This window comes from Neobacillus sp. SAB-20_R2A (genome assembly GCF_049568635.1).
Classification (GTDB): domain Bacteria; phylum Bacillota; class Bacilli; order Bacillales; family Cytobacillaceae; genus Neobacillus; species Neobacillus citreus.
Window position 1 is genome coordinate 892,208 of sequence record NZ_CP145895.1, and the last position, 13,482, is coordinate 905,689.

The 13,482-nt window shown below is 43.9% G+C and carries 11 protein-coding genes; 9 read left to right on the plus strand and 2 right to left on the minus strand.

Annotated features, from left to right (window positions below; genetic code table 11):
- Nucleotides 1–124: 124 nt before the first annotated feature.
- The gene (locus tag V5M37_RS04385) at nt 125–1,042 is read right to left on the minus strand and encodes a phosphotransferase (protein ID WP_423800936.1); all 918 of its coding nucleotides are present in this window, start codon (nt 1,040–1,042) and stop codon (nt 125–127) included.
- A gap of 217 nt (nt 1,043–1,259) precedes the next feature.
- Here V5M37_RS04385 and V5M37_RS04390 point away from each other — a divergent pair, with 217 nt between their 5' ends.
- Together V5M37_RS04390 and V5M37_RS04395 are read left to right on the plus strand one after the other, a co-directional pair.
- Nucleotides 1,260–1,442, plus strand: coding sequence for a hypothetical protein (locus tag V5M37_RS04390; RefSeq protein ID WP_378587635.1), 183 nt, complete (start codon nt 1,260–1,262; stop codon nt 1,440–1,442).
- The gene (locus tag V5M37_RS04395; RefSeq protein WP_423800937.1) at nt 1,435–2,859 is read left to right on the plus strand and encodes an amidase; all 1,425 of its coding nucleotides are present in this window, start codon (nt 1,435–1,437) and stop codon (nt 2,857–2,859) included. Before V5M37_RS04390 ends, V5M37_RS04395 begins: the two co-directional genes overlap by 8 nt.
- Nucleotides 2,860–2,881: 22 nt before the next feature.
- Here the strand turns inward: V5M37_RS04395 and V5M37_RS04400 are convergent, their stop codons facing one another.
- Complete coding sequence (locus V5M37_RS04400) at nt 2,882–3,784, minus strand: DMT family transporter (RefSeq protein WP_423800938.1); 903 nt, start codon at nt 3,782–3,784, stop codon at nt 2,882–2,884.
- 253 nt (nt 3,785–4,037) lie between these two features.
- Between V5M37_RS04400 and V5M37_RS04405 the strand changes: the two genes are divergently transcribed.
- The 7 genes from V5M37_RS04405 (at nt 4,038) to V5M37_RS04435 (ending at nt 13,427) form a co-directional block, all read left to right on the plus strand.
- The gene (locus V5M37_RS04405; RefSeq protein WP_423800939.1) at nt 4,038–5,021 is read left to right on the plus strand and encodes an ABC transporter ATP-binding protein; all 984 of its coding nucleotides are present in this window, start codon (nt 4,038–4,040) and stop codon (nt 5,019–5,021) included.
- On the plus strand, nt 5,018–6,028 hold the full coding sequence (locus V5M37_RS04410; protein WP_423800940.1) for an ABC transporter ATP-binding protein: 1,011 nt from the start codon (nt 5,018–5,020) through the stop codon (nt 6,026–6,028). The genes V5M37_RS04405 and V5M37_RS04410 overlap by 4 nt, the downstream gene beginning before the upstream one ends.
- The gene (locus tag V5M37_RS04415; RefSeq protein WP_423800941.1) at nt 6,025–6,837 is read left to right on the plus strand and encodes an IclR family transcriptional regulator; all 813 of its coding nucleotides are present in this window, start codon (nt 6,025–6,027) and stop codon (nt 6,835–6,837) included. Before V5M37_RS04410 ends, V5M37_RS04415 begins: the two co-directional genes overlap by 4 nt.
- A gap of 14 nt (nt 6,838–6,851) precedes the next feature.
- Nucleotides 6,852–8,435, plus strand: coding sequence for an ABC transporter substrate-binding protein (locus V5M37_RS04420; RefSeq protein ID WP_423800942.1), 1,584 nt, complete (start codon nt 6,852–6,854; stop codon nt 8,433–8,435).
- A gap of 151 nt (nt 8,436–8,586) precedes the next feature.
- Nucleotides 8,587–9,522, plus strand: coding sequence for a nickel ABC transporter permease (nikB, locus tag V5M37_RS04425; RefSeq protein WP_423800943.1), 936 nt, complete (start codon nt 8,587–8,589; stop codon nt 9,520–9,522).
- Complete coding sequence (locus tag V5M37_RS04430) at nt 9,519–10,433, plus strand: ABC transporter permease (protein WP_423800944.1); 915 nt, start codon at nt 9,519–9,521, stop codon at nt 10,431–10,433. Before nikB ends, V5M37_RS04430 begins: the two co-directional genes overlap by 4 nt.
- A 9-nt stretch (nt 10,434–10,442) precedes the next feature.
- Nucleotides 10,443–13,427 carry a M14 family metallopeptidase gene (locus V5M37_RS04435; protein ID WP_423800945.1) on the plus strand — a complete coding sequence of 995 codons (2,985 nt, stop codon included), beginning with the start codon at nt 10,443–10,445 and terminating at the stop codon, nt 13,425–13,427.
- Nucleotides 13,428–13,482 lie beyond the last annotated feature (55 nt).

A 13,482-nucleotide genomic window follows, 5' to 3' on the forward strand; every position in this document is an offset into this window, starting at 1 on the left:
CCCGAAAAGGAAAGAGCCCCTCCACCCAGGTAGTTATGCTAGGTTCCATGACGCGCTAACCAGTCAACGCACACATCACCGGTAAATATGCACTCCCACACAATAAGCAAAAAGAGTGCGAAACCTAGGAATCTGCTAATGCCAACTCCAATCCATCTCGACTCTCAGCGACCAACAACTCATCCTTCTGGCTATCCCCATACAAAAGCAGCATGATCAGCGAATAGACCGCTCTAAATCTTGCTATCATTTTGGTTTCAGATGATACCTCACCATATAATTGGAAAAAGTAATCTCTGCCCTCAGCAGGTATAAAACTATACGCAATCGATAAGTCCATCGCCGGGTTCCCAATATGGGCATCGCCCCAATCAATCACGGCCGACACTCTGCCACTGTCATCAACCAGCATATTTCGAATATGGAAATCGCCATGAACCAGCGTTTTAATGTCATCCGCAAAAGGACCCTTAACCTCTGAAAGAACCAACTGCAACCGCTCTAGTTCATATTCGCCAATCAAACCTAAACCGACAGCCTTTTCTAAATTCGCTTCCAGCATCGGCATTCTTTTTAAAATATCCGTCCTGCCCAGTTCATCATAGGGGATCCCCAGTTTCTTGGCTTCACTTACCGGAAAAGCATGCAGTGTTTTTAAAAATAAAGCCATGGACTCAACTGAGAGCAGCCGCTGTTCTGTAGTTAAGCCAGACAAAGTCCTCCCGCTTAACAGTTGATACCCTGCAAATGGCCACGGATACCCATCATCACACAAACCTTGAAAAATAGGATTCGGCACGGGGATTGGCAGCAAAGGGGCCACGACCGGAAGCAGCCGGTTCTCTGTCTGAAGTAACCTAACTGCAATTTCACGTCTAGGAAAGCGAAACACAAATTGCTCATTGACCAGAAACACCGAATTATCAAATCCCTCACCTAATACTTGTATCCTTACAGGCTTCAACTGGGGAAACTGTTTTTCAACCATCCTAATTGCTTCTTCATTCGAAATAACCCTCTCAGGCAACCATGGCTCACTCATTCATTGAAACCTCCGATTCCATTATTCAAATTATATTATTTCTAGTGCAGGAAATATAATAGCCGTTTTAAACAAGAATCGACAACAAGAACCTACAATCTTTTAATTGGAGGTAAGGTATATTTTAAATTGAGTGCATCTAAGGTATACAAGCAGTTCTTTATAATAGTTAAAGATCAAAGACCAATACCAACTCTACTCAAGGAGGATGAGAATTGTGAGTGAAAAAATTATTGACCATCTGAAAAAGAAAGGAATTGCTGTACCCGAACACCATATTCAGCCATTATTGGCACAATGGCAATCCTATCAACAATTAAAGAACAACCCGCATCTTGAAAAACTTGCAGACTATAACATTGGTTTAAAGCACTTGCCGGGGGGAAATGTGAATGAGTAAAAATTTAGCCGCCATGTCGATTGGGGAAGCATTCCCGCTGTTACGGGATAAGGAGATTTCTCCAGTTGAATTGACCAAAGCTGTTTTAGAAAATGTTGATCGATACGATGATGAAATTAATGCCTATATTCAAGTTGAAAAAGAAAGCGCTTTAAAATCGGCTGCAACGGCTGAAAAAGATATTCTTCAGGGGAATTATCGCGGCCGACTGCACGGCATACCGATGGCCTTGAAGGATATTTTGTACTTTAAGGACGAGAAAGTCACGGTAGGTTCAAAAATCCACCAGGATTATATTCCGGATCACGATGCAACGGTAGTAAAGAAATTAAAAGAGGAAGGCGTTATTTTTACAGGCAAATTAAATATGCACGAATATGCCTGGGGAGCAACGACAACCAATCCGCATTTCGGTGCGTGCCATAATCCCTGGGATTTAAGCAAAATTCCTGGCGGTTCAAGCGGCGGTTCGGGAGCTGCTGTTGCCGCCGATATGACAATCGCCTCCCTTGGGACAGATACTGGCGGTTCCATCCGAATTCCGGCTTCAAGCTGCGGGATTGTCGGCCTGAAACCAACCCATGGAAGAATCAGCAAGCATGGATGTTTCCCGCTCGCATGGTCCCTGGACCATATCGGACCAATGACCAAAACGGTGTATGATGCAGCATTGCTATTAGAAACCCTTTCCGGTTACGACCCTCAAGATCCGACTTCCGTGGATACTCCGGTGAAAAACTATACCGAGCTGCTATCAGAAGACCTTTCCGGGAAGGTTATTGGCATAAATGAAGACTACTTCTTTAAAAATGTTGACAAACCGGTAGAGGAAGCTGTCCGCTCAGCGCTTATTCAGCTTGAAAAGCTAGGTGCCAAAATTGAACTAGTTAAGATTCCTACTCTTGCCGCATCTGAATTTGCCGAGTTAGTCACGATTGTTTCCGAAGCAAGTGCTGTTCATCATGCCAATTTGCTTAAGCGGCCTGAGGACTTTGGCGATGACGTTCGCTTTTTATTGGAGTTCGGTGAATTGATTCCAGCAGTTGACTACCTGCAGGCACAGCAGGTCCGTCTTCAACTAAGTAATGACTTTGCTCATGCTTTTAAGCACGTGGATGCTCTGATTTCGCCAACACTGCCGTTCCTGCCGCCTGCTATCGGTGATAATTCAGTCGACATTAATGGCAATAAAGAAAGTTTCCTTGACCAGGTTATTCGCTTCACGGGACCAGGCAATTTGACTGGACTTCCCGCACTAAGCCTGCCATGCGGTATCAGCAATGGTCTGCCGGTCGGTTTGCAAATAATGGGTCCTGCGTTTAAGGAAGAAAATGTTTTAAACATCGCCTATGCAATTGAAAAACTAAATCTTATACAAGGGCAGAAACCGGATTTAACTGGTGTAGTCTCCCATTAAAAAAGAAAGGCCAGACCCCCTATTACGGCGAAGTAGTAGGAGTCTGGCCTTTTTTCTCGATTTTTAAATCAACTTTTTCACTTAAAAATGTTGAACCCAATACAAGGGCACCGCCAATCATCTGTAACCATGTCATACTTTCGTGCAGGAATAACGCCGCGATGATGACGGCGGAAATCGGGTCAATATAGCTAAGAACTGCAATGGTTTGCCCTTTTAGTTTTTGAATGGAAGTAAAGTACATGAAATAAGCTAAACCCGTATGTACAATACCCAGTATTAAAATAAAAATAATCGAAGTAGAGTTCAATCCAGCAAGGTTAAGCTGCCCTTGCCACAATACATAGGGTAACAGTACTAAAGCTCCCGCCATTAATTGAACTAATGTCATTTCAAAACCAGATAGATTTTTAATGAATTTGTTCATTAAAATCACGCTGGCATATAAGGATGCCGCCAAAAGGCCATAGAATATCCCTAAGGTATGATTGTGTGACCCGCTTCCCCCGCCAGGACCGTTCTGCACGATTAAAAATAAGCCCGCCATAGCCATGACGATACAAATAACCTTCACACCCGTCAGTTTCTCCTTCAGAACCCAAGGAGCTAACATCATCACAAATATTGGTGCGAAGTAATAGCTGATTGTGGCATTGGATATGGTCGTATACCGATAGGACTCGAATAAAAAAATCCAGTTAAGACCAATTGCCCCGCCTGATAAAAGGAGAAGCACCGCATTTTCTTTCAGCGCCTTCATAGACGGTTTGTGTTTTACTAGAAAACTAGCTATAAGCAGGAATAGACTTCCAATCACCCCGCGTAAGAAAGCAATCTCACTTGAACTCAAATTAATCTTCTTAACAAACACCCCGATGCTGCCAAAGATGAGCATCGTCATGATTAATCGAAATTTCACACTCATGTAAAACCCTCCCAGATATTCTAATCCAACCACAAACTTGCTAATTTCTCAATATCAATTTGAATGGAAGACCCACATGTTAATAGAACGGGGAAAAGCTAAAATGCGACAGTTTTTACCAAACTATTGATTATTTCGACATTTCTAAATTATTTTCCATCAAATACTATTGAAAATATTCGCATTATTTTATATTATTAAAATCATAAAATGAAATTGCATTTCACAAAATGAAACCGTTAGGAGTGTCATAATGGTTCAAAAAGTGTTAGAGATTGATCAGTTAAAAGTCGGTATTAATGATGATGGGAATAAAATTGCGATTGTGAACGGAATCAGCTTCTCCCTGAATAAAGGCGAGACACTTGGGATTGTAGGAGAATCCGGGTGCGGGAAGAGTATGACATCGCTATCGTTAATGGGGCTCCTGCCGCCTGGCGTGGAGTGGTTCGACGGCGATATCAAAACAGAGAGCCTTCATTTTAAGGATTTCAAAAAGAAGGATTGGCGGAAAATCAGAGGAAAAAGACTTGCGATGATTTTTCAGGAGCCGATGAGCTCGCTAAACCCGGTTTACACAATTGGTCAGCAAATTGTCGAAATGGTTTTAAGCCATGAGAACGTCTCGAAGAAACAAGCGAGAGAACGTGCGCTAGAAATGCTGAAGCTTGTTGGGATTCCAAGACCGGAGCAGGTTCTTGATGAATATCCATACCAGCTTTCCGGCGGGATGCGGCAGAGGGTCATGATTGCTATCGCTTTATCGTGTAATCCGGAAATCCTGATTGCTGATGAACCAACAACGGCTTTGGATGTAACGATTCAAGCGCAAATCCTTGAGTTAATGAAAAAGCTGCAAGATCAATTAAATATGTCGATTGTGTTAATCACACACGACCTTGGTGTTGTGGCTGAAATGTGCGACCGTGTCATCGTCATGTATGCGGGAGAAATCGTCGAAGAAGCACAGGTGGTCGAACTGTTTGACCGTCCAAGGCACCCGTACACGAAAGGGTTATTATCCTCCCTGCCGGATGTGAATGAAGAAAAGGAGTACCTTTCTTCAATTCCAGGCGTGGTACCGGCACCAGGGAAAATGCCTTCCGGCTGCCGCTTTGCCGCACGCTGCCGCTTTGCTCATGAACGCTGCAAGAACACACCGCCATTATTTGAGGTGAACGGTTCAAAGGTAAAATGCTGGCTCTATGAAAATGGTGATTCGGAGGCGGTACTGTGACACAAAATCCAATTTTGCAAGTACAAGACTTAAAGAAATACTTTCCCATAAAGGGCGGGGTTTTTGGCAAGAAGACCCTAAAGCAAGTTAAAGCCGTAGACGGAGTTTCCTTCGATGTATATGAAGGGGAAACCTTTGGGATCGTCGGTGAGTCAGGCTGCGGGAAGAGTACGACCGGACGGACGATTCTTAGATTACTAGAGCCGACGGAAGGAAAGATTCTTTTCCAGGGAAGAGATATTGCCGAGCTTTCAAAAAACGATATGCGAAAGCTGAGAAAAGATATTCAAATTATCTTTCAGGATCCGTTTGCGTCGTTAAACCCAAGAATGAAAATTAAAGAAACGATAGAGGAACCGCTGATTAATTTCGGGGTGACCGACAGAAGTGAGCGGGAAAAACGGGTCTTGGAAGTGGCCGACCAAGTAGGCTTAACTAAGGCACAATTAACCAGATTTCCGCATGAATTTTCCGGAGGGCAGCGCCAGCGGATTGGGATTGCCCGGGCGCTGATTTCAAAGCCTAAGCTGATTATCGCCGATGAACCGGTTTCGGCCCTTGACGTTTCCATTCAGTCACAGGTTCTTAACCTCATGAGAGATTTGCAGAAAGAGTTTGGACTGACCTATATTTTCATCTCTCATGACTTAAGCGTAGTTAAGCATTTCTGTGACCGGATTGGCGTGATGTATCTTGGGAAAATGGTAGAGGTAGCGGATAAAAACCGTTTGTATGATACTCCGCTTCATCCATATGCAGAAGCTTTGCTTTCAGCATTGCCAAGCTCCCATCCGCTTCAGAAGAAGCAGCGGATTATTCTTCAGGGGGATGTCCCAAGTCCTTCTAATCCGCCGAGCGGCTGTACCTTTCATCCGCGCTGCTTTAAGTGCTTAGATGTTTGTAAAACGGAACAGCCAAGCCTGCAGGCGGTTCATGAGGACCATCTTGTTTCCTGCCATTTATATCAAGGCGCCAAGGAACAGATTGCCGCAGGTGAATCTCGATGAGTAAAACAGTAAAAAAAGCTTTGCAGCTTCTTGATATTTTTACGGAACAGAAACCTTACTGGAAGCTGGATGAGATTTCTACTTTTACAGGTGTCCCTAAGCCAACGTGTTTGCGCCTGCTAAGAACTTTTGTAGAACTCGGTTATTTAAAAAAGATGACCTTCCAGCAGGAGGGACTCGTGATTGACGGAGAAAGCTACGGGCTGGGGTTGAAATTCCTGGAAATGGGAGAGCGAGTAGCCGGAAGGTTCGATATCCGCCCAATTGCTTATCCTTATATGAAAAAGCTTCAAGAGCAGTTTAATGAGGCTATACAATTGATTGCCCGAGAGCAGGACGAAGGTGTGTACATTGAAAAGGTAGAAAGTACACTGCCCGTTCGGCTGTACACAAAAGTGGGAAGACACGCCCCGTTATATTCGGGAGCATGCCCGCGTGCCATTCTCGCCTATTTGCCTGAAGAAAAAATACAAGAGATTTTGGACAAGCCTCTGACAAAGTATGCCAGCCAGTCTCCGGCAACGAAAGAGGATGTTCTTCTCTTAATCAAGCAAATACGGGAAAGGGGCTATTCGTACAGCGACTCGGAATTAGAAGAGGGAACCGCGTCGATTGGCGTACCAATTTTTAATAGCAGCGGAGCTGTCCAGTACGCGTTAAGCATTGCCAGTTTTTCAACCAGCCTGCCAAGAGATAAGGTGGATCATTTTGTTGGACCGCTTTGGGAGGCAGCTGCTGAAATTTCCAAGAAATTAGGCTATAACCATCCATATCCATATGGAAAAACCATAGCAACGAATCAAACATAGGGGTGAGAAAAAGCATGAAGAAGAAATTGTCAGTACTATTTGCACTGTTACTTAGCTTCACACTTGTTTTATCCGCTTGTTCTTCAGGCAAGAGTGAAAAATCCAATGCAAGCTCTTCTGGTAAAAGTAAAGAAGAGAATCCTGTTAAAGACCGTGGAAATGAAATTGTTATCGGTGTTACAAGTGAACCGCAAAACTGGGATCCAATTGATACATTTTTGCTAGATTGGAGCACAGTCGCTACTTCTGTATTTGAAGGATTAGTAGACCGTACGCTAGATTTGAAATTGCAGCCAGGACTTGCAGAAAGCTGGGAATACCTCGACGATAGCACACTTCAATTCAAATTGCGTAAAGGTGTTCAATTCCATGACGGCGAGCCGTTTAATGCAGAAGCTGTTAAATTTACATTTGATCGTTTATTAGGACCAGAAGGACAGAAAGGTCCACAGTATGCGAACTATAATTCGATTGACCATGTGGAAATTGTTGATGAATACACGGTTAACTTTAAATTGAAATCCAAGGACCCAGTCCTATTAACAAAGCTTGCCGGCTATGGTGCCGTAATCGTTCCACCTAAATATGTTCAAGAAAAAGGCGATGAGTTCTTCAACAACAACCCAGTTGGTACAGGACCATTCAAAATGACAGGTTATAAACGCGACCAAGAAATCGTATTGGAAAAGAACCCGAATTATTGGAAGCAAGGATTACCGAAGTTAGATAAGGTAACCTTCAAAGTGATTCCGGAATCTTCTACTAGATTAGCAGAACTTCAAACTGGAAAAATCGATATCATGAAGCGTGTCGAAGTGGCCCAGGCAAAAACAGTTAAAGAATCAAGTTTCCTAGAATTGAAAGATGTAGGTACTCCAACTGTTTACTCGATGCGTTTTGATACAGCTAAAAAACCGTTTGACAACAAGCAGGTCAGACAGGCTATAAACTATGCAGTGGATAAAGATGCGATTATAAAAGACATCCTATCTGGCTATGGAAAATCAATCAGCACATACCAAAGTGAGCTTTCATTTGGTAACAACCCAGATCTGAAGCCATATAAATATGATCCCGAAAAAGCTAAAAAATTGTTAAAAGAAGCAGGAGTGAAAGAAGGAACTCAAATCGATCTGTTCATTCCTGGTAACGATGCAACCTTTAAAGAAATTGCTCAGGCTGTTTCCTTCTACTTAGAAGAAGTAGGCTTAAAGTTAAATATCAATAGTGTAGATGGTACAACATTAATTTCTGACTTGATTCCAAACGGCAAGGCTGGTCATATGTACCGCCAGGGCTGGGGCGGATGGACGCTTGACTTTGATAACACGGCGTACCTGATGTACAGCGAAGGACAGAAATGGAATCCATCCTTTAAAGATGCGAAGGTAGAAGAATTGTTAGCTGCCGAGCGTTCTACTGTTGACCAAAAAGAACGTGAGAAAATCTTTAAAGAATTAACCGAAGTGCTATATGATTTGGCTCCAGAGCTTAATCTGTACCAAGCAGTAGATTTATATGCCGTTAATAAGCGAGTTCAAAACTTCCAACCGCCACACGAGGACCGTATGCGCCTGGAAGAAGTATCAGTTAAGTAAAAAAATACTGCCCGCTTAACGCTCCGGTCTCCTTATGGGATGCTAAACGCGATGTGTTTAATGGCTGGATACCAATTCTGATTGGCTTAAAAAAGAGATAGTATGGTCCTCATGCTATCTCTTTCTTTATCAAAGAGGACGGAGGAATAACATGATAGCTTACGTGATTCGAAGATTACTTCACACGGTTTTAGTTGTATTTGCGATATCATTATTAATTTTCTTTTCGATCCGCTTGACGGGGGACCCGGTGACGGTAATGTTTTCCGCAGGTGAACCAACGAAAGAAGCAATCGAGGAAGTAAGAAGAAATCTCGGGCTCGATCAGCCGCTTTATGTGCAATATTTAATCTTTTTAAAGGGACTTGTAACATTTGACTTTGGCGAGTCGTTTCGCAGCCATATGCCGGTCATGGATTTAATTATGGAAAGAGCCGGTGCTACATTGGCGCTTGCCATTGGCGGAACCATTGTCTCCATCTTAATTGCCTTTCCTGTCGGAATTATTTCAGCCGTCAAGCGCGGTTCTGTTGTCGATTTCTTCGGGCGCATTTTTTCCTTGATTGGTATTTCTTTCCCGAACTTCTGGTTAGGAATCATGCTGATTTTGATTTTTGCCGTTAATTTGAAGTGGCTGCCTTCCTCCGGGTTTGAAGGACCGCAGCATCTGATTTTGCCATCGATTACATTGGGGATGATTTTATCGGGTATTTTGGCAAGACTCGTCCGCTCTTCCATGCTGGAAGTCATGAATCAGCAATATGTGTCAACAGCAAAATCGAAGGGTATCAGCGATTGGGCAGTTATTATTAAGCACGCTTTCCGTAATGCCTTGCTACCTACTATAACATTCCTTGGTCTGCAATTTGGCTCCTTGCTCGGCGGAACGGTCATCGTGGAAACGATTTTCTCATGGCCTGGAATCGGGCGTTTGATTATTGATGCCATTAACCAGCGTGATTATCCTGTTATTCAAGGCGGCGTCATTTTCCTTGCCGTCATCATGGTGGTAGTGAATTTAATTGTCGACTTAAGTTATTCATTGATTGATCCAAGAATTAAGGCAGGAGGGAGTGGACGAGCATGACAACCTTACAGCAGCAGGTTCAGGAGGAGGTTGCCATTCTTCCGAAAAAAAGAACTGTTCTTCAAAGCTTTTGGCGTTTTGTGAAAAAGAACCCAGCCGGCTTCATCGGGATTTTACTTGTTCTTCTCAGTGTAAGCTGTGCGCTATTTTCTCAATGGATTGCTCCGTTTGATCCGACTAAGGCAAGCCTTTCATCAAGACTTGCACCGCCGTCCTTGGCAGACGAAACCGGCAAGTCCGTATTTCTCCTTGGGGCTGATCAGGTGGGGCGCGATCTATTAAGCAGAATCATTTATGGGGCGAAGATTTCCTTAATGGTCGGCTTTTTTGGGGTATTGATTTCGATGATTATAGGAACCATCCTTGGCCTGATTTCTGGTTATTTTGGAAAATGGATGGATGATTTAATCATGCGGGTTGCCGATATTCAATTAGCCTTTCCGTTTATCCTGTTTGCAATTGTTATTATGAGCGTCCTTGGAACGGGTATTTGGAAAATTATCCTTATCCTAGGATTAACGTATTGGGTCGGCTTTGCCCGCCTCATCAGAGGACAAGTTATTTCGCTGAAGGAACAGGAATATATTCAGGCAGCGAAAGCAATCGGCGGCACCCAGTTTAGGATTATCCGCAAACATATTTTACCGAATGTCATGTCATCCATTCTCGTGCTTGGAACGATGTATATTGCGGAGTTTATTTTATTGGAAGCTTCGTTAACATTCTTAGGCTTGGGCGTAGACCCGACTGTTCCTTCTTGGGGAGGAATGCTTGCCGACAGCCGGAACTATGTCACAACCGCTTGGTGGACGGCGACTTTCCCAGGGATTGCGATTATGTTGACTGTTTTAGGCTTCAATTTACTTGGAGACTGGCTCCGAGATAAATTTGACCCGAATATGAAGATGTAGGTGATGGTCATGAATAATATTCTGGCGATTTGGACGAAGGATGGACTTCTAAGGGATAAAAATGGCGATGGTGTGGTTGACGGAGTTTCTGTTTTTATCGATTTGCCAGAGGGATTGGCGCCGGAAGGTTTAATCGATTTCAGTGCCCGTCTGGGATTTGAAACTACTTCCCTATCATTCACCTTTTTTGAACCAAGCGAAGAGGCTGTGAATATCCGTTTTGTCGGTTCAAGTTCAAAAACAGAAGCACGATGGGAAAACGAAGAAATTATTTTTTCTTATAAAAATGAATCGGAATTGTCATTGCTCCTTCAGTTACTTGCAGCGATGAAGCCGGAAGCCGGGATGGACAGTCCGGTTGTTGAATTAAGAGACGGCCACTTATATGCAGGTACCGACTTGATTGCGGTGAACTGGGTCAGGGAAGAGGGAACCCAAACCGGTGCTGAATCAGAACCTAAAGTTTATTCTGATATCCACAGCCTCAGCCATCTTTGGAGTTTTTCCGGGTTTGGCAAAAATCAGGAAGCCTCTCCTTCGAAGCTACTAAACTTAAATATATCAGTTGAAAAACCATTGATGACGACAAGTGTATTACCTGAAATTTGTCATTTTGCAGCAAGAGCTGCTATGTATTCTACGAGTATCGTTTTTCCGATTACGGGGAATCAGGCTGCCCGGTTTCAGATTGATATAAAAGAGGACTCTGATGCAGCGGTGCTCGAGCTTTTAGATTCAAATCAACTCCGCTTAACCGGGAAGAGGGAAGCACTGCCTGCCGCTCTGAATGAATTGGCGAAAGCTAAGCATTGGAGTGAAGGAGGAGCATTTGGCTATTGGGAACAGGAATATCTATTTTCCCAGAAAAAAGAAGCCCCGCTTTTGTTTGAATCGGTATGGTCAGGTGAGCGGGAAGTGGATTTAGCATTCAAGGTATTAGAAGCATCCAAGAATCTTGAGGCAGCCAATGTTGAGATTTTCTTATCGGAACCATTAGAGGTGAGAAACCGTCTGGTGGCTGAGTGGAAAGCAATTTTTCCTGTTATTCACTCCCTATCCATCCGCTCCGCCTTTAAGCCTGGTTTTCATTGGATGATGGAAGAGGTTCTGCCTTCCTTGCAAACGGCAGGGGAGACCATTACGAAAATGGATATTTATGTGCGGGAGGAACAAGGGGAGATGGGCCTCGAGCTTCCGATTCGCTGGATTCAAGAGCTGTATCCTGTGGACCGCTGCCTGGAAGAGAAGCTCGGTCTGAAGGCCGATTGTGTCCATTTCAAGCTGGTGAAGGACCTTGACCATACATATGAGGTCCATATATGGAATGAGAAAGAGGAAAAGCAGCTTGCAGGCTGTTTGGATGTCCCTGTATCCAAGCTTCTTTACCTGGATCATCAGCGTTACGTTTATCCTGTTTCAAGTGTTGTTCGCATCAGTGGTGATGGAGGACGTGAAGAAGAACATCTAATTCAAACGGACCGAGAACGATTTTACTGTTATTATGTCGAAGAAGTTCTGCCGAAGCTTAGAAAAGAAGTTTCGAAGTACAATCCCGGCCAGGGCCGCAACCGTCCATTATTCGACCGAATTGAAATCGATGTCTGGATGAGTGAAGAGGAACAGAAGCTTGGAGTGGACGAGGAACGTATTTCTTCACTGGAAGCTCTCCACGAAGACCTATATTTTAATACGCTCGATTATTTTGCCTATATGGGAGAAGAACTGGAAGGCAAGTCGTTTGATGCACCTGGGGGCGTTCATCCATTTATGCATGTAAGAGTCGGCGAAAAGCCGGAAGCTCAGATTCGCGTGTACAAATGGGAAGATAAGCCGCTGGAAAACTTAGTGACAAAAGCGATTTCCTTTACGGAAGATGGCAGGTTCTCTGAAGCCGTCATTACCAACGGGGAAGTGGTCGTAAACCTAGAGATTAAGGAGTTTGAAAAACCGACTGAGCATATACATCCCGACGTTCAGCAATGGCTGAACACTTCATCACCTTATCGAGTTGTCTATCCAGACCATTCGTATCTTGGCAAGGCGATCCCAGTCATTGAGTGCTTCCTGGATGCTGGGGAAGAGTTCTATTCCCCTTTAAAAATGTCTCTTTTTAAAAAGACTGTGTTCATTGAAGCGGGACATCATTCGAATGAGGTATCCAGTACACCTGCGATCCTTCAATTTATCAATCGTGCCAGGGCTGAATATGAAAACTGGCTGAAGGAAGTCAACGTGGTGATCCTTCCATTGGCAAACCCAGATGGATACGAATTGCTGACGAAGCTGACGGAAGAGCATCCGGAATGGAAGCACCATGCGGCCAGGTACAATGCGGTAGGTTTGGAATATTCCTTGGTTCGCTTCCATGAAACGATTTTTGGAGAAGCTAATATTTATCCGGAAGTGCTGAAGAGATGGGCTCCTGATGTCATCATTGATGATCACGGCATCCCTTCACATGAGTGGGTACAGCCGTTTGCTGGCTATAATAGTCCGCCGCGTTTCCCGGTATCTTACTTTTTGCCAAGTGCGAAAATCTATGGCATCGCTCGGTTATCGAACGGAGAGTATCGGACTCTGCATGAAGATAATGTAGATAAAATTGTTGGTCAGGTCAGCAGTCGAATTCGTGGGACGCTGATTGAGGAAGAGAATGGATACTGGCAGGGGCGTTTTATAAAGTACGGAAACCAGTGGCTGCCAAATGTTTTTCCAATTGAAGAGGCGCCGGGGATTCATTTTTATCGCTCTGCTTCGGTGGCACCGTCGTATAGAACAATTGGAATCTCTAGGTACCCAGAGTGGATTGCGGCCGAAATCATTTCTGAAACAGCGGATGAAGTGATATACGGTGAAGTGCTTCAAAGCTGCGTCGAAGCGCACATCGTCTTTGATTTAGCGATTTTGGAGGCTCTGCAAAAAGCTGAAATCAAGGTCACGCGCGATGACCGAGAAGGGATTGCTTTTGAACGAAATAGGCCAATCCGTTTATAAAATAGATTCGCAGATATATTTGGAAATTCGCAGATAAAATGAAAAATCCGCAGAT